We start from the raw sequence: 19,954 nt of genomic DNA on the forward strand, positions 1-19,954 counted from the left end.
GCGCAGCCTCAGGGAAACACGGCCTAATCGACGCCGACCTCGACCGCCGCGTGGCCGGCCTCGGTCAGGTCGTCGAAGTACACGATCGTGTCCCTGCCGATGTTCTCCACCGCCCCGTCCCCGTCGGAGTACGAGACGCCGGCGAGGTAGCCCTTGCCGTCCACGTGGCTCAGGACCGTCTGCACCGCGCTCATGGACCAGCCGGTCTCCCGGGCGAGGTCGCCCACGTTGATCGGAAGACCGCCCTTGTCGGCCTTGACGTGCTGTGCGGTCCGGAGGAGTTCTTGTGCGTCGTCTCGGAAGGTCATGTCGTTCATCTTCCCGTGTCCCGGATGCGCGGATCCCACCGGGACCTGCCGCGGCGCCGCCGTCACCCCGGGTTTGCGGGCCCTCACCAGGGATAGGGGGGTTCCGCCACAAGGCGCACGAAGCCGACGTACGGGAGAAGGCCATGACCCATCTGCTGCGCGGTGCGGTGGCCGGGGCCGCCGGGACCACGGCACTCAACACGGTCACCTACCTGGACATGGCGCTGCGGGCCAGGCCCGCCAGCACGACTCCGGAGGAGACCGTCAAAAGAATGGAGGAGGTGGCCGGGGCACGGCTGTCCCGGGCCGGGCGCGACTCCGGGGAGGAGGCCAACCGGCGCTCAGGGCTCGGACCCCTGCTCGGGATCGCCACGGGAGTGGCGGCGGGAACGCTCTACGGCGCCGTCCGCTCCCGCTGGCCGCGGCTGCCGGTCGCCCTGCTCGCGGTCGGAGCCGGTGCGGCGGCGAACCTGGGCAGTACCGCGCCCATGACCGCGCTCGGGGTCACCGATCCCCGCGAGTGGTCGGCCACGTCGTGGATCTCCGACCTCGTGCCGCACCTGGCCTTCGGCGTGGTCACCGCGCTGGCCTACGAGCTGTCCGAAGCGGGCGGCGAGGCCGACGCGTCCTGAGGAGGAACGGGTTCCGGGGGCCGCCGACGACCGTGCCCGGGGCCACGCCGCCCGTGCACGGAGCACCAGGACACGGAAAAGCCGCCCCCCGCCTGGAAGGGCGGAGGGCGGCTTCGGTGTTACGAGAGGCGTATCAGCCTCGCCGCGGCACGTGTCCGAAGACTAGGCCGGGCGGACCTGCTCGGCCTGCGGGCCCTTGGGGCCCTGCGTGACGTCGAACTCCACGCGCTGGTTCTCCTCGAGGTTGCGGAAGCCGCTGCCCTCGATGTTGCTGTAGTGGACGAAGACGTCCGGGCCACCCTCATCCTGGCTGATGAAGCCGAAGCCCTTGTCGCCGTTGAACCACTTCACTGTTCCCTGAGCCATAACTGTCTCCTGACAGGCAGATGGGTACGAATCCACGGTGCGGACTCGTGATCGCACTCGAGTAGCGGCGCGCCCCACCATCCCTGGCCGGACTACCACCCGCGTCGACTCCCGCGAGCGTCAAACACTAGGTCAAACACATACACAGAAAACTACGATCACCCAATACAACAACACCACCCTCGATGTATTCCGCCCCAGCCGCACCAGTTGGAACAAATTTTGCCGGGACCTGTGCCGTCGTGACCCGCGGCGACGAAACCCCAGGTCAGGGCATGTGCAGGCGGATGAAAGAAGTTCCGGCCGAGGCCGAGGCGAGGGTCCCCTCGGCCGTCAGGGCGACCTCCGTGGAGGGATCGGCGGCCTCGGCGCCGCGCACGCCGACCAGCAGGACCCTCCATCCGTGGACGGGAGCGGTGTCGGCCGCCACGGTGATCCCGTCCCCGGAGCGCACGGTACGGAAGACCGCGGCGGCGGAGCCGTCGGCGGCCGGTACGACGGTGGGGGAGCCGGCGGGGGAGCCGGGCGGCGGGGCCGGGTCCCCCGCGCCGTACACGCGCAGGGTCAGTCCGTCCGTGTAGTCGTAGTCGGGGCGGTCGCGTACCGCTCCGACGGGCAGGACCGCGCGGGGCCGGACCAGCAGGGGCAGGGAGTCGAAGCCGTGGACCTCGCGGCGCCAGGCCGGGCCCCGTACGGTCTCGCCCGTGAGCAGGTGGGTCCACACGCCCTCGGGGACGTAGTACTCCACGGAGCCGTCCGGGCTCAGCACGGGAGCGACCAGGAGGTCCTCACCCAGCATGTACTGCGTGTCGAGGTGGTGGCAGGTCGGATCGTCGGGGAACTCCAGCAGCATCGCGCGCATCATGGGCACACCCCGCTGGTGGGCCTGCACGGCCGCTCCGAACAGATAGGGCATGAGCTCGCACTTCAGCCGGGTGAACGTGCGGGCCACGTCGGTCGCCTCGTCGTCGAAGTCCCACGGAACCCGGTAGGAGCGGCTGCCGTGCAGCCTGCTGTGCGAGGAGAGCAGGCCGAAGGCGAGCCACCGCTTGAACAGCGCGGGGTCGGGGGTGCCCTCGAAGCCGCCGATGTCGTGGCTCCAGAAGCCGAACCCCGACAGTCCCAGGGACAGCCCGCCGCGCAGGCTCTCCGCCATGGCCTCGAACGTCGAGGCGCAGTCGCCGCCCCAGTGCACCGGGAAGCTCTGGCCGCCGGCCGTGGCCGAGCGGGCGAAGAGGACGGCCTCCCCCTCCCCCCGCTCACGGAGCAGCAGGTCGAACACCGTCGCGTTGTAGAGCTGTGTGTAGTAGTTGTGCATGCCGTGCGGGTCGGAGCCGTCCGACCACACGACATCGGTCGGAACCCGCTCGCCGAAGTCGGTCTTGAAGCAGTCCACGCCCATGTCCAGGAGCGGCTTGAGCTTGTCGGCGTACCACGCGCGCGCCTTCGGGGACGTGAAGTCGACCAGCGCCATCCCCGCCTGCCACATGTCCCACTGCCACACGGTTCCGTCCGGCCGCCGGACCAGGTGCCCCAGCCGGGCGCCCTCCTCGAACAGCGCCGACCGCTGGGCGATGTAGGGATTGATCCAGACACAGGTGCGCAGCCCGCGGGCCTTGAGCCGGGAGAGCATGCCGACGGGGTCGGGGAAGACCTCCGGGTCCCACTCGAAGTCGCACCAGTGGAACTCGCGCATCCAGAAGCAGTCGAAGTGGAACACGCTGAGCGGCACGTCCCGGCTCACCATGCCGTCGATGAACCGGTTCACCGTGTCCTCGTCGTAGGAGGTGGTGAACGACGTGGACAGCCACAGCCCGAACGACCACTGCGGAGGCAGCGCGGGACGCCCGGTGAGCGCGGTGTACCTGGACAGGATCTCCTTGGGACTCGACCCGTGGACGACGTAGTACGTCAGGGCGTGGTCCTCGACGCTGAACTGCACGTGGCCCACCGACTCCGAGCCGACCTCGAACGACACCGGGCCGGAGTGCGCCACGAACACCCCGTAGCCCCGGTTGGTCAGGTAGAACGGCACGTTCTTGTAGGCCTGCTCACTGCTCGTGCCGCCGTCGGCCTGCCAGATGTCCACGGTCTGGCCGTTGCGCACGAACGGGGTGAAGCGCTCGCCCATGCCGTACACGAGCTCGCGGACCCCCAGCGACAACTGTCCGAGCATGTGGTGGGCGCCGTCCGCGTCCTCGACGAAGCCGGTTCCCCTCGCGTCGACGCTGGTCAGCGTGGTGTCGCCGGCGCGGAACTCCATCCGCCAGGGGCCGTCGGTGCTCGCACGCAGCGACAGCGCCCCGCTGGTCAGCTCGACGGCGGAGCCGTCCCGCCTCACCCGGGGAGCGGCGCCGGGGTCGTTGCGCACGTCGAACACCGGCGCACGCCGGACCGAACCCGCCAGGTGCGTGGTCCGGACGCCGATCACGTCGGGAGCGGGCGACCAGCAGTCGACCGTGACCAGCGGTGTGTTGAGCGTGTCCCCGCGGTGCCGGATCGGGCGCACGGGGGCGTAGAGGGTGAACCGGTCGTCGTGTACCTGGACGTCGCGCGCCTCACGCGCGTGGTGCGCGCGGACGCCCTCCCTCATCTGCCAGAAGCCGTCGGTGAACTTCATGGGTGGCTCTTCCCTCTCGTCTTCGTCTCGGTCCGCCGGTGGTGCGGGCGGTGGGTCACTTGATCGATCCGCCGGAGATCCCGGCCGCCACGTACTTCTGCGCGACGACCAGGAGTACCGCCGCGGGGATCGAGGAGAGGACGGCCACGGCCATGACGGCGCCCCAGTCGCCGACGTGCGCGCCGATGTACTCGTAGATGCCGAGCGTCACCGGTTTCACCGCGTCGGTCGTGTTCAGTGTCAGCGCGAAGAGGAAGTCCGACCACGCGAACAGGAAGGTGAACAGGCCTCCGGTGATCAGCGCGTTGCGGCTCATCGGCAGCACGACCGAGACCAGGACGCGCAGCCGGCCGGCGCCGTCGAGCATCCCCGCCTCCAGTACCTCCTCGGGGATGGACACCATGAACGCGCGCAGCAGGACGATCGTGAAGGGGATGCCCAGGGACGCGTCGGCCAGGATCAGCCCGAGGTAGGAGTTGACCAGTTCCAGTTCGACGTAGGCGTTGTACAGCGCGTTCGCCACGACGACGCCCGGGACCATCTGGGTGATCAGTGTGGCGAACACGACCGTGTCCGCGCCGCGCAGCCGGAACCGCGCCAGCGCGTAGGCGGCCGGGGCGGCGACGGCGAGGCAGACCGCGACCGCGCCGAGCGCCACCAGGATCGAGGTGAGCAGGTTGCCCGCCTGCGACTCCCAGGCCCGCTGGAAGTTGCCGAGGTCGAGTGTGCGCGGGAACCACCGGAGCTCGGCCATCGCGGCGCCCGGTTGCAGCGCGGTGTTGACCATCCAGTACAGCGGGAACAGTAGGACGGCCAGGACGAGGACCCCGAACACGGTGCTCGCGGCGTCGCCCCGCGCCTTGCGCGTCACGCGCGGCCGCCGGGGCCGCGGCGCGGCGTCGGGCGCCCCGCCCCGCGGGGCCGGTCCCGCCGGGGCGGAGGCCTTGGACGCGGCACTGCTCGGCACGGCGCTCATCGGGCCACACCTCCTCGGTTGGCACGCAGGTAGATCACCGCGAAGACCATGCTGATGACGATCAGGACGTTGCCGACGACGGCGCCCTGGCCGAAGTCGAGCTGGAGGAACGACAACTGGTAGGTGAGGGTGCCCAGCGTCTCCGTGGAGTGCGCCGGTCCGCCGTTGGTGAGGGCCAGGATCAGGTCCAGGATCTTCACGGTCGACATGAAGCCCAGCACCAGCACCACGGTCACCACGGGCCGCAGCATGGGCAGGGTCACGCTGAAGAAGCCGCGCAGCGGGCCCGCGCCGTCCAGGACGGCCGCCTCGCGCAGTTCCGCGGGGATCTCCTGGAGTCCGCCGTAGAGGATCACCATGTTGAAGGGGATGCCGATCCAGATGTTGACCAGCACGACCGACAGCAGCGCGTGGTCGGGGCTGCTCAGCCAGGGAACGGCCGACGACGTGAGGTGCAGCGCCTGGAGCGACTCGTTCAGCACGCCGGTCTCCTGGTCCAGGACCCGGCGCCAGACGGTGCCGGCCACCACCATGGGGATCAGCCACGGCAGCAGGAGCAGGGACCGCATGATCCCCGACAGCGGGAACCTGCGGCTGAAGAAGACCGCGAGCGCCATGCCGATGCCGAACTGGCCCGCCAGAGATCCCAGTGTGAACACGAGGGTGTGCCACAGGGACGCGCCGAACAGGTCGTCGGCGAAGACGGCCCGCCAGTTCTCCAGGCCGTTGAACGGAGCCTCTCCCGTGAAGTACGTGGAGAACGTGTAGTCCTGGAAGCTCATCACCACGTTGCGGACCAGCGGATACCCGAAGAACAGCAGCATGTACAGCAGTGCGGGGACGATGAACAGCCATGGGGTGGGGGCCCGCCGCAGCGGCGCGGTCGTCGCCGTCTTCATGACCGGTCCTCCAGCTCCGCCTCGACCCGGGCCTGCGCCCCCTCCATCGCGTCCCGGGGGCTCGCCTCGCCGGTGAGCGCCGCCTGGAGCGCGGTGCCGATGGCCTGGGAATAGGTGTTCCACTCGGTGCCGGCGTGCTCGGTCCTGCTGCGCGCCGTGCGGACCTGGTCCACGAAGGGCGCCAGTTCCGGGACCTCCTCGCGGTACCGCTCGGCCGCCTCGGGGGCGACGGGCACGTTGCTGCCCTTGGTCGACCAGTCCAGTTGCGCCTCCGCCGTGGTCATGCAGGCCACGAGTTCGGCGGCGACGCGCTCGCGGCCGGGGTGGCCGGCGTTGACCGGCACGGTGAAGGTCGTCCCGCCGATCGGTGCGACCGAGGTGTCCCCGGCCTCGGGGACGGGGATCTCCGTCACGGCCCAGTCGAGCTCGGGATGCTCCTTCAGGACCGGAAGCTGCCAGGGGCCGTTCACCATCATGGCCGCGTTGCCCGCGATGAACTGGTCGTTGACGTCGGCCTGAGTCCAGTTGACGACCGAGGGCGAGACCGACCCCGACTCGACCAGGGAGGTGACGTACTCCAGCGCCTCCACCGACTCGGGCGAGGCGAGCTCCCTCTCGTCACCGCCGTTGGACCACAGCCACGGCAGGAACTGGTAGACGCCGTCCTCGGTGGCCAGGGCGCTGACGGCGAGGCCGTAGCGCTCTCCTCCGGTCAGCTCGGCCGCGGCGGTCCGCAGCTCCTCCCAGGTCCGCGGCGGCTCGACGCCCGCCTCGGCGAGGACGTCCGTGTCGTAGAAGAGGCCGAGGGAGTTCACCGACCGGGCCGCGCCGTAGTACACGCCCTCGTAGCTGCCGATGGAGAGCGCGCCCTCGGAGAGGTCCTCCGTGGGCAGGCCGACCTCCTCCAGCGGGACCAGGCCGCCGGCGGCCGCGAACTGCGGCAGGTCCGAGCCGTCGACGGAGAGGACGTCGGGCAGGGAGTTCGAGGAGGCCATCCTCAGGGCCTTGGGAACGAGCTGGTCGGCGGGCACGCTGATCTGGCGTACCTCCACGCCCACCCGGGCTCCGCAGGAGTCCATGGCCTCCTGGTCCCAGGTGTGGTACGGCTCGTCGGTGCTGGAGTTCATGATCGTGTACACGTCCGGGTCGCGTTCGGCCGCGCAGCCGACGCCCGTCAGGGCGAGCGCCAGGGCGCAGGCGGCCGCGGACACCGGTCGGGGCGGACGGTGGGGGTGTTCGTGCATCGGGGCCTCTTCGGCGGGGAGGTGGGCGCGGCGGCCGCGTCGCGATGCGGTGCGGGCCGTGGGGAGCTGTCGCCGTGGGGGACGCGGTCGGTCGGTTCGGTGGACGGTGCGCGTCCTCCCTCTGCGGTGTCGAAGCGCTTCGACAAACCGGCGCGCACATCCGTCGAATCGATTCGACGGATGCCCGCCATGCTAGGAAACACTCGCCCCTGTGACAACCCCCACGCTCCGGAGTTCGGCCGGGCCGGGTCCTCGCACCAGGCGCCGCGGCCCGTTCGGGGCGCGGCGCCGGCTCAGCCCGCTCCGCCCGTGCGGCGGCGAAGGACCACGACGTTGGCGGCCAGGGTCGCGGCGACGGCCAGGCCCATGCCCAGTACGGCGCCTCCCACGCCCAGTACGGGCGAGGAGAGGCCCAGGGCCAGGACCACGAGCGCACCGGCCGCCACCAGGAGCCCGTGCCCCACGGCGCCGGTGCCGGTCATCCGGTGCAGGAGGCCCAGGAGGAGCAGCACGACCGCCACGGGTACGGCCACGACCAGTCCGGCCGCCTGGCCGGACAGGTGCGCGTGGTGCTCGACGGTGTCCAGGACCGCTCCCAGGCCGGCGCCGAGCGCGGCCAGGGAGGCGAAGACGGCGTAGTGGCCGTATCCCCACGCCAGGGCGGTGCGCAGGGTGGGCAGGCCGGCGTCGTCGCCGGTGAAGTACGTCCACCACAGGCCGAAGACCAGCAGCAGGCCGCCGAGGGCGATCATCAGCACGGTCGCGGACAGGCCGTGGTCGGCCATCGCGGACCGGAAGGCCGCGAGCGTGGCGAGGACCACCTCGCCGAGCACGATGATCGTGAACAGTCCGTAGCGCTCGGCGATGTGCCCGGGATGCCAGTGGGTGGAGCCCCCGCGGTACTCGGCCCACGCCGGGACGGCGAGTTCCGCCGCCACCAGCGCCACGAAGGTGACCGGGGCCCACACACCCGGGGCCCAGAGGCGGGCGATCCACCCGACCTGCACCACGGTGATGCCCGCGGCGTACCACAGTGCGCTCACGCGGCCCTCGGGGTGTTCCGCGGCGGCCCGGAGCCACTGGGTGACCATCGCGACGCGCATGACGACGTAGCCGACCACGACGACGGAGAAGTCACCCTGCTGGAACGCGGCGGGCACTCCGGCGGCCAGCACGAGGACGCCGGCCATCTGCACCAGGGTCAGCAGGCGGTAGGGCACGTCGTCGGTGTCGTAGGCGGAGGCGAACCAGGTGAAGTTCATCCACGCCCACCAGATCGCGAAGAACACCGCCGCGTACCCCGCCAGCCCGGTGCCGGAGTGGCCCTCGGCCAGGGCGTGGTGGAGCTGGACCGAGGCCTGGGCGACCGCCACCACGAACGTCAGGTCGAAGAACAGCTCCAACGGCGTCGCCGCCCGGTGCTCCTCGCCCGGATCCCGCCCCCGCATCGCACGCCACAGCGTCCCGGCCCGGTCCGCGGCGGCCTCGCCCGCGCCCATCCCACCCTCCCGCAGTGAGGTCGTAGTGCGTGCTCCCCATCCTTGCCGGGCGCCGCGGCATACCGTGGGAGGACGCGCAGGTCAGCACGTGGGTGGCCGCGGCCGGGGAACGGTGTCCGTCCGGTCGCCCGGGTCAGTGGGGCGGGACGTCCTCGGGGAGCAGCGCGGTGAAGTCCTCCCGTGTGGCGCTTCGGACGTCGTTGACCAGACGGCCCGCCTGGCGGGTGATCATCCGCTCCAGCACCTGGCGCGCGTAGCGGGCGTTGCCGAAGCCCGCCTCGCGCGGCACTCCCGCGAAGTGCTCCCGCAGGGCCGCCGTCGTCGGCTCGCCGCAGGTGTACCCCGAGCCCGCCGCCATCCGCCCGACGATGGTGACCAGCTCGTCGTCGCCGTAGTCCGGGAACTCCACCTGGTGGTTGAACCGCGAGGCCAGGCCCGGGTTGGAGTCGAGGAAGCGCCGCATCTCGTGGGTGTAGCCGGCGACGATCACCACGACCTCGTCGCGGTGGTCCTCCATGAGCTTGACCAGGGTGTCGATGGCCTCCTGGCCGAAGTCGTTGCCCGACCCGCGCGGCGCGAGCGTGTAGGCCTCGTCGACGAACAGCACGCCGCCCCTGGCGCGCTCGAACACCTCGGCGGTCAGTTGGGCGGTGTGCCCGACGTAGCGCCCCACCAGGTCCGATCGGGCCGCCTCCACCACGTGGTCGCCGCGCAGCACCCCGAGCGCGTGCAGGAGCTTGCCGTACAGGCGGGCCACGGTCGTCTTGCCGGTGCCGGGGGGACCGGCGAACACCAGGTGGTGGCTCATCGGCGCCACCGGGAGCCCCATGGCGCGCCGCTGCTGCGACATCAGCAGCAGGTTGGCCAGGTCGTTGACGGTCTCCTTGACGCTCGCCAGGCCCACCATGGCGTCCAGCTCCCCGCGCAGGGCCGCGATCCCCTCCGCCGTGCCGCCGGGCTCCTCCTCCCCGGCCGCCTGCCCGAGGTCCTCGGGCAGCAGGAGGGTGAGCGAGTCCGGGCTGTCGGGGATCGTCCCGCCCAGCCGGAACGCCTGGCGGTCGATCATCTCCTCGAACACCTTGCGGGCCTCACGGCCGTTGCCGAACGCCGGGCCCTTGGGCACCCGCTCGAAGTAGGAGAGCAGCGCCTCCTCGGTCTCGTCCGCCATCCGGTAGCTGTGCGAGCCGCACATCCTGCGCACGATCTCCGCCAGCTCCTCCGGCGCGTAGTTGGCGAACTCGATGGTCCGGCTGAACCGGGAGGCGAGTCCGGGGTTGGTGTCCAGGAAGCGCTGCATCTCGTCGGTGTAGCCGGCGACGATCACCACGACCTCGTCGCGGTGGTCCTCCATGAGCTTGACCAGGGTGTCGACGGCCTCCCGGCCGAAGTCGGGGCCGCTGCCGCCCTCGCCGCCGCCCGCCAGCGTGTAGGCCTCGTCGATGAACAGCACACCGCCCTTGGCGCGCTCGAACACCTCGGTGGTCTTGATCGCCGTGCCGCCCACGTACTGCGAGACCAGGTCGGCGCGGGCCACCTCCACCACGTGCCCGTAGCGCAGCACGTCCAGTTCGGCGAGGATCTGCCCGTACAGCCGTGCCACGGTGGTCTTGCCGGTGCCGGGCGCGCCGCCGAAGACCAGGTGGCGGCTCATGGGCGGTGTGGGCAGGCCCATCTCCGCCCTGCGCTGGGCCATCTGGTTGCGGGTGACGAGCGTCCTGACCTCGTGCTTGACCCCGGCCAGGCCCACCAGCGCGTCCAGCTCCAGCAGCGGGCCGACCTTTTCGACGTCCTCGCCCCCCTCCTCGGAGACGGGGACCTCCGGCATCGGGACGGGAGCACCCGCCTCGGCGCCGAACGCGTCGGGGGCCCCGTTGCCGTGGCTGAGCAGCTCGTCGGTGCGCACCCTCTCACTGGCCACGGTCTGGCGCAGTCCGGATCGGCCGTTGGAGCGCACCGAGCAGTCCTCCACCGCCACGTCCTCGGCGGAGTGCACCAGGATGCCGTCGGCCCCGTTGCCGAACACCTCGCACCGCCGCAGCGTGGCGCTCGCCCTCGCCGCCACCAGCACGCCGTTGCGGCGGCCGTTGTACACGCGTGTGCGCAGCACCGTCGCCCAGCCCCCGGCCCGCACGGCGATACCGTCGCCCGTGCACTCCGAGACGTCGCAGTCACGCACGTCCGCGGACCCGCCCGAGCCGACCGCGATGCCGGCGTCGCGGCTCCCGGCGATCCGCACGCCGGTCAGCAGCGGACGCGCCCCCTCGTCCACGGACACGGCGCTCTTGCCGCTGCGGTTCAGCGTCACGTCCTCCAGGCGTCCGCGTCCGCCCCTGCCGAACACCACGCCCTGCCCCCGGGTGTCGTTGATCGCCGTCCCGCGCAGGAAGGGGGCGCACTCCTCGACCACCACACCGGGACCGGCGGTGTCGCTGATCAGTCCGCGGTCGAACTCCACGGCGCTGTCGCCGCCCAGGTTCAGTCCCTGGCCGCCGCGCACGACCAGGCCGAGGAAGGCGGTGGAGGCGCGTTCCCCGGCGTACACGGCGTCGCCGCCCGACTCCGCAACCTCGCAGTCGGTGAAGGTGCCGCGCGCACGTCCCGTCAGGTGGACGGCCACGTCCTTGGAACGCACCACGCGCACCCGCGCCACCTGCGGGTCGGACCCGTTGTGCACGACGACACCGCGCCCGCCCACGTCCTCGAACACGCAGTCCTCCACGACCGGACGGGAACGGCTGGACACCGACAGCCCGTCGCCCTCGGTGCCGTGTACGCGCACGCCCGACAGCGAGGTGGCCGCACCCTCCTCCAGGGCCACCGCGGGCTTCCTGGTCCCCGAGATCTCGCAGTCCCGGACCGTGCCCCCGGCCTGTCCGCTGGCGAACACGCCGTTGCCCCCGGCGTCCCGCAGGACGCAGGAGCGGAGCGTGGGACGCGCCTGTTCGCCGATCACCACGGCGCTGGTCTCGACCTCCTCGACCACGCAGTCCTCGATGACGCTCGGCCCCGAGGAGGTGATCACCACGCCCGCCCCCGCGGAGCAGGTGACGCGGCTGTCGCGCATGGCGAGCGCGCCGCCGCCCCGCACCGACACCGCGGTCCAGGACGCCCCCTCCACCTCGCAGTCGGCCATCTCCAACTGCCCGACGGGGATGTCCACGGCCGGGTAGTCGGCGTGGCGTCCACGCAGGACCAGGCCGGAGAGCTTGACCGCCTCGGCGGCCGAGACCACGGCGCTGCCGGTGCCGGTGGTGATCTCCACGCTGCCGAGGCCGTCGCGGGCCATCAGGGTGACCACGTCGCGCAGTACGAGGCTCTCCTCGTAGCGGCCGGGGGCGATGGTGATGAGGGCGCCGCTGCCGGCGGCCTCGACCGCCTCGGTGATCGTCGCGTGCCCGTCCTGCGCGTCGGCGTCGACGGTGAGGAGCTGCCTGGTCATCGGTGTCTTCCTAAGTCGGGGGAGGAGCGGCGGCGGGGCGGCGCGGGACCGCCCCGCCGGTGGTGGTCAGGAACAGGACGCGCGCACGGCCGAGGCGGCCACGTGCGCGCTGGTGTGCTCCCGGTCCGCGAGGGCGTCGGCCCCCGCGTTGGTGAGTTGGACGGTGAACTCCTCCGTGGGGGAGGTGAACCCGGTCACCTGGACCCAGCCGCCCCGGATCCGTGCCTGGTCGAACCCGAAGACCGCCACGGCCGACCCCTCGGCCGCGGGGCCGGAGAAGAGCTGGTAGCGGGCCTCGCCGGGGGAGACCCACAGCGGGCTCTCGTCGTCGGGCACGTGGACGTAGAGCTCGCACACGACTCCCGCCTCCCCTGGGGTGAACGTCCACGCGGCGTACTGGCCGTCGCCCCGCTCCGGGTCGCCCGAGACGGGAAGGGCCTCGTAACCGCCGTCGCAGCCCTCCTGCGCGTATCCGCCGGGCCGGGTGGCCCAGCTGGAGGTGCCCTCCGCGCTGTCCCAGCGCCCCGCGTTCGTGTAGGAGGCGCCGGGGGAGGCCTGGCAACCGGGTCCCGCGACGGCGAGGAAGGGCTCGGCCTCGGAGGCCCCCGTCGTCGCGACCGCGTCCTCCAGGACGGAGCCGCCTCCCTCGGAGGGGGGCTGCGGGTCCGCCCCGTGCTGGCCCTCGGCCATCCGGGGCTCGGCGGCCTGTCCTTCGGAGGAGGTGCCCGGGACGCCCTCGGCGCCCGTGTCGGCCGCACCGCCGGAGCCGTCCCCCGCGGTGTCGGCCGGAGCGGTGTCCTGCTCCTGGGCCGCCGTGTCGCCGCCCTCCCGGTTCGCTCCGGTCCCCTCCTCGCCGCCGCCCCCCGATCCGGCGGCCTCGGCGTCCGCGGCGGGCGCGTTCGCGCCGTTCCCGTCCGCCGACGCCTCGGCGGCGGTTCCGTCCCCGCCGGAGGGCACGTCGGCTTCACCGCCTCCGTCCCCGGCAGCGGCCCCGTCCTCGGCGCCGTCGGCGGGGGTTCCCTCCCCGATGCCCTCTCCGGACACCGCGGCCTCGGCACCGGACTCCTCGGCTGTGGACTCGCCCGCGGGCGCCGACGCCTCCTCGGACCCCTCCCGCACGGCGGGGGCGGCCTCCACCGGGTCCTCCCCGCCCGTACCGCCCGTGACGCCGGTGCCCGGGTCGGGCATCGTCGGGGCCGTGGACCCGTCCCCGACCACCTCGGGGATGTAGCCGGTCTCCTGGGGCGCGGAGCCCTGCTGGGGCGCGGTGCCCGCGTCCGCCTGTGCCGCGGCGCCCCCGGACCCACCGCCGCCAGAGCCGTCCGCCTCGGCGGTGCCGGGAGCCTGGCCGCCGGCACCGCCCGCACCCGAGGCGAGCGGGGTCGACTCCAGGGTCACCCCGGGCACCCCCGCCGTCATGGCGAAGGGTGCGGCGACCATCAGCAGGCCCGCGATGGCGGCGCCCGCCAGGACGGGCCTGCCCGGGCGGTCCAGGGCCTCCTCCCGGCCCCGCGTCGCGGAGGGCTCGCTCAGGGCACCCGTGATCCGGGGAACGGCCGTGGCCTCCTGTGCTCCCTCGGCGGTCCCGGCAGGGGGAGCGGGCGGGTCGTGTACCGGAGAGCCCGCGGGTTCGCCGGAGGCGGCGCCGCCCACTCCGCCGGAGAGCACCGACCGGAACTCGGCCGCCGGTGCGGGGCGGTCGTCGGCCGTGCCGCGCGCCTGCGCGTTCTCAGACATCGGGACTCCTTCTCGGGAGGGCCGGACGGCCGCGGGAGCGGCCGTCCGAAGAGGTGGGGGCGGGGATCACCGGCGTCCTCCGCCGGGACGGGACCCGTTCGCCGGGTCGATGCCCGAGGCGATGTCCTCGTTCACGCCCTCCGCGCGTCCGTAGTTCCCGCCCATCTGCACGGTGTGGTCCGCCAGGTCCTTCTGGGCGGTGACCAGGAAGTCGATGTACTCGCTGATGGAGGTCCTGAGGACCCCCAGGGACTTGTCCATGTCGTTGGCGAACTCGTCGCCGCTGCCCCAGATGTCGCCCAGGGAGGCCAGCTCGTTGTCCAGCCACTGCCGGAGTTCGTAGGTGTACTCGGCGGTGTCGTGGATCTTCCAGCCGTCCCTGGCCAGGCCCTCGGGGTCGGCGAAGAGGCCGCCGTCGCCGTCCGTCATGGTCGTCTCCTGCTCCTCGGCCGTGGGTGTCGTGGGGGTGCCTACTGCCCCGGGTCGTCGGAGGGGATGCCCAACCGGTCGAGCAGCTTGAGCGGGTCGAGGTCGCCGTTCATGACCTCCTCCGCGCCGGCCACCTCGGGGAGGAAGGGGCCGTAGGCCTCCGCGACGCGCTCGGCCATCCGGCTCCGTGCCTTGTTGACCACCTCCGTGATGGCGGCGGCCAGCTCGGTGGGGGCCATGTCCCGGTAGGCCTGGGTGTGGAACTTCAGCTCAACCAGTTCCCCCGTCGCGTCCACCTTCGCGCCCACCAGCCTGTTCTTGGCCACGACCTCTTCGGTTGCCGACTCCAGGCTTGCGCTTGCGTCCGCCAGCCGGCCCATCGTCCTGTGAAGCTGTGCCAGTTCCTCTTCCATCTGACGCTGCATCGGCGAACTCATGCCGGGGTGTTCCCTTCTTGTTCTGACCGGGCACGGGACGTCCCAGCGCGGATCTTTGCCCGTCGGCCGCGGTGCCCCAGACCTTCTCGTCCTCGGAGAGCCAGGTGGAGCGCTGCCGGTCGCGGTTGTTGTCCCCCGCGCCGCCGCCCGTACCGCCCCCCATACCGCCCATCATGGGCGGCATCATCGGCATGCCGCCCATGCCGCCCGCCCCGGAGCCTGTTCCGGGTTGGCCGCCCAGGTTCCCCACACCGCCGAGCCCGCTGGCGCCGCCCGGGGCGCCCTGTCCGGCGGGGGCGCCGTTGGGGTCGCCCGCCTGGTACTGGGTGCCGTCAGGGGCGGTGAAGAGCGAGGAGCGGTCGGAACTGCCCGGAGCGCCGCCGAGGCCGTCGCTGGAGTGGGGACCGGGACCGGGACTGAGGCCGCCGTAGTTGAGTCCCACGTCCTCGGGTGACTGCAACGGCGGCAGCGTGTCGGGGATCGGCCCGTCCGGGACGTCGAAGTCGCCCGTCACCGGTGCGCCGGTCTCGGGGTCGATCGGGTAGGGCTGGCCGGTGATCGGGTCGATGACGTAGGGCTCACCGGTGACCGGGTTGATCGGGACCTCGGTGTCCGGTCCGAAGCCGGGGCCGTTGAGGCCCAGGTCCGGTGGTGGCAGTGGTGGCTGCGACCCGTGTCCGTAGTCGGTCGGCAGCCCGGTCTGCGGGTCTATGCCGACCGGTTGTCCGGTGACGGGGTCGATGGGCAGGACCTGGCCGGTGGTGGGGTCGTAGTTGATCGGCAGCCCGGTTTCGGGGTTGAAGGGCAGTCCGGTTTCGGGGTCGGTGGGGAAGGGCTGACCGGTTTCGGGGTTGATGGGGAGGCCCGTCGCCGGGTCGCGCTCCAGTGAACCGTTGTAGCCTCCCGGGCCGCCACGACCGCTTCCCGGTCCGTTGAGGCCGAGGTTGGGCGGGGGCGGCGGTGGCATGAGGGGGCCGTTCATGCCGGGGCCGGGGCCGCTGTTGGTGCCCTGGTCGAAGCCGGGTCCGTTGAGGCCGAGGTTGGGCGGGGGCGGCGGTGGCATGAGGGGGCTGTTCATGCCGGGGCCGGGGCCGCTGTTGGTGCCCTGGTCGAAGCCGGGTCCGTTGAGGCCGAGGTTGGGCGGGGCCGGGGGAGGCGTGAGGGGGTCGTTCATGCCGGGGCCGGGGCCGCCGACGACTTCGGGGCCTCCGTTGCCCGTGGGCCCGTTGAGACCCAGATCCGGCGTAGGTGGTGGTCCGCCGAGCCCCTCGGGGTCTTCGTTGCCCGTGGGTCCGTTGAGACCGAGGTTCGGTGGGGGAGGCGGGGGCGTCAGGACCTCGTTGAGGTCGGGCCCTCCGTCGCCGAGGCCGTCACCGGTTCCGGGGCCGTTGTATCCCAGGTGCGGCGGCGGTGGTGGCGGCGGTGGTGGCGGCGGGGGGAATTCGAAGTTCTCGAAGGGGTTGTCGAACTGGAAGTCGTCGAAGGGATTGTCGAATTCGATGTCGTCGAAGGGGTTGTCGATCTCGAAGTCGCCGAAGGGGTTGTTGCTGGGGCCGTTGTTCCCCACGCTGCCGGGGGTCTCCGTCGGAAGCGGCCGGGGAGGGCGGATGGACTGGAGCGCCGTGTGGATATCGGAGTAATCCTTGGCCATCTGCGTGTGCAGCGTGTTCGCCGCCTCGTAGACGGCCTTGTAGTGGTCCCGGAACATCTTGTAGAGGGTGTTGTTGACGTTGCTGTCGGTGATGTCGTCGCCGACGATGCCGCGCACTTCCCCCTGGGAGTTCCCGTCTTCACCGGTTCCGGCTGCAACGATCCGGATGTCGAACTGATCGCGTTCTTCGACGAACCTCTCCGACCCCGCGGCGGTGTTGAAATACCACTTGTCGAGTACGTCCTTGATGGTGCCACCGTACGTGTTGATGGCATTATTGACGCTTTGGGAGAGTTTATACGTGTTGGTCTTCAGATCCGGCCTGATCTTTTCCAACTCCTTTTTGAAGTCGGGGATCTTGTCGTGGATCTGGGTCAGACGGTACGCGAGGTCCTTGAGGCGGTACTGGTACGCAGACGCGGCCGAACCCGTCATGGGCCCGTCCGGGGTGTCGATCTCCTTCCACAGTTTGTTCAGGCTGCCGCCCTCATCCCCTCCGATGTAGGGGGTCAGTGCCTTGTGGAGGTTGTCCAGGTTGTCGACGGTCTCCTGGAGCCGTGTGAGGTTCCAGTGATCGGACACCAACCTGTTCGTCTCGTAGTCGGCCATGGTCGCCAGGTTGAGCAACTGCTGGCGGAACTTGTTCTGCTGACTGTTCTCGTCGGTCCACAACTGGTCCTGCATGTCGTAGCCGGCGTAGTCGATGCCGTAGGTCTGGTAGGAGTAGGAATAACCCCCATAGCCGGACATGTATGCGGTGTAGTAGTCCTTGTAACTCCACCAGCGATCCGTGTCGCCCCACTCGAAGCCGACGAAGGGCTTGGTGTCCTCGTGGAAATGGTAACGGCCGCCGTCGACCCACCGAGGTTCGGTCACCTTGCTGACGGGTTCCATGGGGCCGTAGTCTTCTCCGCCGTTGTTGGCGAAGATGTTCATGATCTCATGTAGCTGTTTTTCAGGAACTTCTTCGGGCATACTGACCTCCTCCGGTGTATCGAGCTTCAGGCTTGGGAATCGCTGGACTCGCTGCTTTCCTCGTCCTCGTCCTCGTTGTCGCCGTTGCCGTAACCGTTGCCATAACCGCCCGAGCTGGACGTGCCGCCCGTGCCCGAGCCGATCAGGTTGTGGATCTCCTGGGCCGTGAGGCTTTGCTCGTCCTCGAGGTCGACGAAGGTGATGAGGTTCTCCGAGAGCCTGTCCTCGATCTCGGTCAGCTCCAGTTGCAGGTCACTGAGGAACTGGTGGATGTTGCCCATCGAGGTGTCGATCTTCCCCGCGAGCCTTCCGGCTATCGGAAGCCCCTCGGGATTGCCGAGCCGGTGGTACCCGCCCCCCTCGCCGCCGCCGATTCCCTCGTACACGGAGAACGCTGTGAGTTGGGTGTCGACCGCCTCGCGCAGGGGCGTCACGATCTTCTCGCGGAAATCCCTGATCCTGTCGAGATCGATCTTGGTGCCCTCACCACCTTTGCCGTCCCCGTCCTGCCCGTTGCCGTTCCCGCTGTCCTCGCCCTGACCGTCGCCGTTGCCTCCGTCTTCTTCGTTCTCCTCTTCGTTCTCCTCTTCCTCCTCCTCGCCTTCCTCCTCTTCCTCGCCTTCTTCCTCGTCCTCCTCGGTTTCTTCTTCCTCTTCCTCCTCGTCTCCGTCCTCCTCGGTTTCCTCCTCTTCCTCTTCGTCCTCGCTGTTGCCTTGAGCCTCGGTCCGGCCTCTGCTCGGTCCCTCGCCCTCTGAGGTATCCGTTTCGGAACCGTCGTCGGGAGCGCCGGAGAAGGCCACCGCGGGCCGGGTGTTCGCTTCGGTCGCTTCGAGATCCGGCGTCTCTCCGCCCGGGATGTCGCCCGGTTCCTCGACGTTGTCGCCGGTCGGTTCGGTGCTGAGCCCGTCCGATCCCGCTTCGATGCGTTCGCCGGGGGTGTCACCCGGTTGCTCGACGCCCGGTTCTACGAGTTCGGTCGGTTCGGGGGTTGGCGTTTCTCCGCCCGGGGCGTCGCCTGGTTCTTCGTTGGTGTCGGGGGTGGAGCCGGTGTGGGTTTCGTCCGAGGGCGTTTCGGTGGGCTCGCCGGGGGCGTCGCCCGGTTCCTGGACGGGAGGCTCGGTCACCTGGCCCGGTTCCCCAGACACCTGCTCATCGTCGGGGGCGTTCTGCTCCTCGTCGGAGGTGCCCTGCTCCTCCTGAGGAGCGCCTCCCCCCACCGGAGGCGGGGTGGTGCCCACAGGAACGCCGGGTGTCCCGCCACCGACCGGGCCGGGTGTCCCGCCACCGATCGGATCGGGTGCGCCGGGGCGGTCGGGGTGCTGGTTCTCCCCGTGGTCGGAGGAGTCCTCCCCGCTCGTTTCGCCCGGATGCTCGGACCTGTCGTCACCGTGGCCGGTGTGCTCGTGGTCGGGCTTGCCGGGCCGGTACTCCTCTTCGTGGTCGGGGGAGTCCTCACCACCGGGTGTGCTCCCGCCCTCGGCGTCACCGCCGCCGGGCCTGTCGCCTCCGACCTGCTCCTCGCCGCCGTCCTGGCCGTCCTGGCCCGGCTTCTCCTCGTCGCCGTCCTCGTCGCCCTCGTCCTTCTCGGAGACGGTGATCAGGCCGGTCTCGGGATCGACCTCCACGTTCCCGTCGCCGGGGTCGAGGGAGACCTCGCCGGTCTCGGGGTCCAGGGTGAGCCGCAGGTCGCCGATCTCGATCGTGGTGGGGAGGACCTCGTCGCCGTCGCCCGGGCCGGTCGTCTCGATTCCGACGGTGCCCTCGGCCGGATCGATGGTCAGGCTCAGGTGCCCGGCCTCGACCGTGACCGGCGCCGCCTCGGGGTCGAGGGGCACGTCCCTGTCACCGGGTTCGATGCTGATCGTGCCGGTGTCCGCGTCCAGGACGAACCTGAGCCCACCCGCCTCGACGGTGGTGACGCCCGTGTCGGGGTCGAGGGTCACGACCGGTGCCCCGTCGATCTCGGAGGCGGTCTCGCCGAAGGCGGGGTCGTCGGCGTCGGCGGAGATGAGCTCCATACCGGAGACCGGTTCCATGGCCTCGGTGAGCTGGGGGGTCAGCGGCTCCAACAGCTCCCCGGGCTCGACCGCCGTGGTCTCCAACGGCTCCGCGAGCACGGCGGGCTCCGCCGGCACGGTCTCGGGGAGCCTCGTCTCGCCTTCGAGGAGGGCCGTCTCCTCGAAGGCCGCCCCGGCTGGGACGTTCTGCTGTTCGAGGAGCATGGCCGGCTCCCCCAGCATCTGTGGTTCGAGGAGCGTGGTCGGCTCCCCCTGGACCGCCGGGTCGGGTGTTTCGCCCCGGTGGACCTCCTGGCCGGAGATGTCCCCGAACTCGGGGGAGGCCACCGCGACGGTGTGCCGTGCCTCGCCGTCGAACAGGAGCGAGGAGGCGCTGTCCCCGTCCCGCTGCGCGCCGAGGAGCATGACACCGTCGTCGCCGACGGTCACCTCGGAGCCGCCCGGGTCGAGTACCGCCTCCTGGGTGGCGGTGTCCACCTCGACCGAGGAGGCTCCGTTCCGGAGAAGGAGCAGTCCGCTGGTCAGGTCCACACTGACCGGCGCGGACTCCGACCGGTTCGTGTTGGCGCCCTGCCCCTGGAGGGCGGTGCCCTCCTCGGGGGCGGTCGGGTCGGGCTCCTCTCCGGAGAGGGCAGCACGGAAGTCGAAGAGGGGGGGCTCCACGTCAGGACCTCCTCACCGCCCGCAGGGCGGTCGTTCGTCTGGATTGTCGGGGGCGGGGCGG

The 19,954-nt window shown here is 71.2% G+C and carries 14 protein-coding genes; 1 reads left to right on the forward strand and 13 read right to left on the reverse strand.

All coding sequences use genetic code 11. From position 1 onward, the window contains the following. Nucleotides 1-23: 23 nt before the first annotated feature. Nucleotides 24-308: a hypothetical protein gene (locus NOSIN_RS04990; RefSeq protein WP_143832852.1), complete on the reverse strand. Its 285-nt coding sequence runs from the start codon at nucleotides 306-308 to the stop codon at nucleotides 24-26. A gap of 143 nt (nucleotides 309-451) precedes the next feature. Between NOSIN_RS04990 and NOSIN_RS04995 the strand changes: the two genes are divergently transcribed. Continuing rightward, nucleotides 452-940, forward strand: a complete 489-nt coding sequence (locus NOSIN_RS04995; protein WP_077689607.1) for a hypothetical protein — start codon at nucleotides 452-454, stop codon at nucleotides 938-940. 162 nt (nucleotides 941-1,102) lie between these two features. Here NOSIN_RS04995 and NOSIN_RS05000 read toward each other — a convergent pair whose 3' ends face one another. The 12 genes from NOSIN_RS05000 to NOSIN_RS05055 all read right to left on the reverse strand — a co-directional run bounded on the left by NOSIN_RS05000 (nucleotide 1,103) and on the right by NOSIN_RS05055 (nucleotide 19,893). Then, nucleotides 1,103-1,306, reverse strand: a complete 204-nt coding sequence (locus NOSIN_RS05000) for a cold-shock protein (protein WP_077689608.1) — start codon at nucleotides 1,304-1,306, stop codon at nucleotides 1,103-1,105. 268 nt (nucleotides 1,307-1,574) lie between these two features. After that, nucleotides 1,575-3,926, reverse strand: coding sequence for an alpha-xylosidase (gene yicI / locus NOSIN_RS05005; protein ID WP_077689609.1), 2,352 nt, complete (start codon nucleotides 3,924-3,926; stop codon nucleotides 1,575-1,577). A 55-nt stretch (nucleotides 3,927-3,981) separates the two neighbouring features. Further along, nucleotides 3,982-4,902, reverse strand: a complete 921-nt coding sequence (locus NOSIN_RS05010) for a carbohydrate ABC transporter permease (protein ID WP_077689610.1) — start codon at nucleotides 4,900-4,902, stop codon at nucleotides 3,982-3,984. After that, a complete protein-coding gene (locus NOSIN_RS05015) occupies nucleotides 4,899-5,801 on the reverse strand; it encodes a carbohydrate ABC transporter permease (RefSeq protein WP_077689611.1) in 903 nt (300 codons plus the stop codon). The genes NOSIN_RS05010 and NOSIN_RS05015 overlap by 4 nt, the downstream gene beginning before the upstream one ends. Next, the gene (locus NOSIN_RS05020) at nucleotides 5,798-7,045 is read right to left on the reverse strand and encodes a sugar ABC transporter substrate-binding protein (protein ID WP_077689612.1); all 1,248 of its coding nucleotides are present in this window, start codon (nucleotides 7,043-7,045) and stop codon (nucleotides 5,798-5,800) included. The genes NOSIN_RS05015 and NOSIN_RS05020 overlap by 4 nt, the downstream gene beginning before the upstream one ends. Before the next feature lie 293 nt (nucleotides 7,046-7,338). Next, nucleotides 7,339-8,544, reverse strand: coding sequence for a low temperature requirement protein A (locus NOSIN_RS05025; protein WP_077689613.1), 1,206 nt, complete (start codon nucleotides 8,542-8,544; stop codon nucleotides 7,339-7,341). 133 nt (nucleotides 8,545-8,677) lie between these two features. Next, nucleotides 8,678-11,983: a right-handed parallel beta-helix repeat-containing protein gene (locus NOSIN_RS05030; protein ID WP_077689614.1), complete on the reverse strand. Its 3,306-nt coding sequence runs from the start codon at nucleotides 11,981-11,983 to the stop codon at nucleotides 8,678-8,680. Nucleotides 11,984-12,049: 66 nt separating this feature from the next. Then, nucleotides 12,050-13,720 (reverse strand): serine/threonine-protein kinase, encoded by a 1,671-nt coding sequence (locus NOSIN_RS05035; RefSeq protein WP_077689615.1) that lies wholly within the window; start codon nucleotides 13,718-13,720, stop codon nucleotides 12,050-12,052. Nucleotides 13,721-13,786: 66 nt separating this feature from the next. Further along, nucleotides 13,787-14,149 (reverse strand): hypothetical protein, encoded by a 363-nt coding sequence (locus NOSIN_RS05040; protein ID WP_077689616.1) that lies wholly within the window; start codon nucleotides 14,147-14,149, stop codon nucleotides 13,787-13,789. 41 nt (nucleotides 14,150-14,190) lie between these two features. Continuing rightward, nucleotides 14,191-14,529: a YbaB/EbfC family nucleoid-associated protein gene (locus NOSIN_RS05045; RefSeq protein WP_077689617.1), complete on the reverse strand. Its 339-nt coding sequence runs from the start codon at nucleotides 14,527-14,529 to the stop codon at nucleotides 14,191-14,193. Next, nucleotides 14,420-17,212, reverse strand: coding sequence for a hypothetical protein (locus tag NOSIN_RS27970; RefSeq protein ID WP_143832853.1), 2,793 nt, complete (start codon nucleotides 17,210-17,212; stop codon nucleotides 14,420-14,422). Before NOSIN_RS27970 ends, NOSIN_RS05045 begins: the two co-directional genes overlap by 110 nt. A 26-nt stretch (nucleotides 17,213-17,238) precedes the next feature. Further along, nucleotides 17,239-19,893 carry an ICP22 family protein gene (locus tag NOSIN_RS05055; RefSeq protein WP_077689619.1) on the reverse strand — a complete coding sequence of 885 codons (2,655 nt, stop codon included), beginning with the start codon at nucleotides 19,891-19,893 and terminating at the stop codon, nucleotides 17,239-17,241. Between the last annotated feature and the right edge of the window lie 61 nt (nucleotides 19,894-19,954).

It is taken from the genome of Nocardiopsis sinuspersici (assembly GCF_001998325.1).
Lineage (GTDB): Bacteria > Actinomycetota > Actinomycetes > Streptosporangiales > Streptosporangiaceae > Nocardiopsis > Nocardiopsis sinuspersici.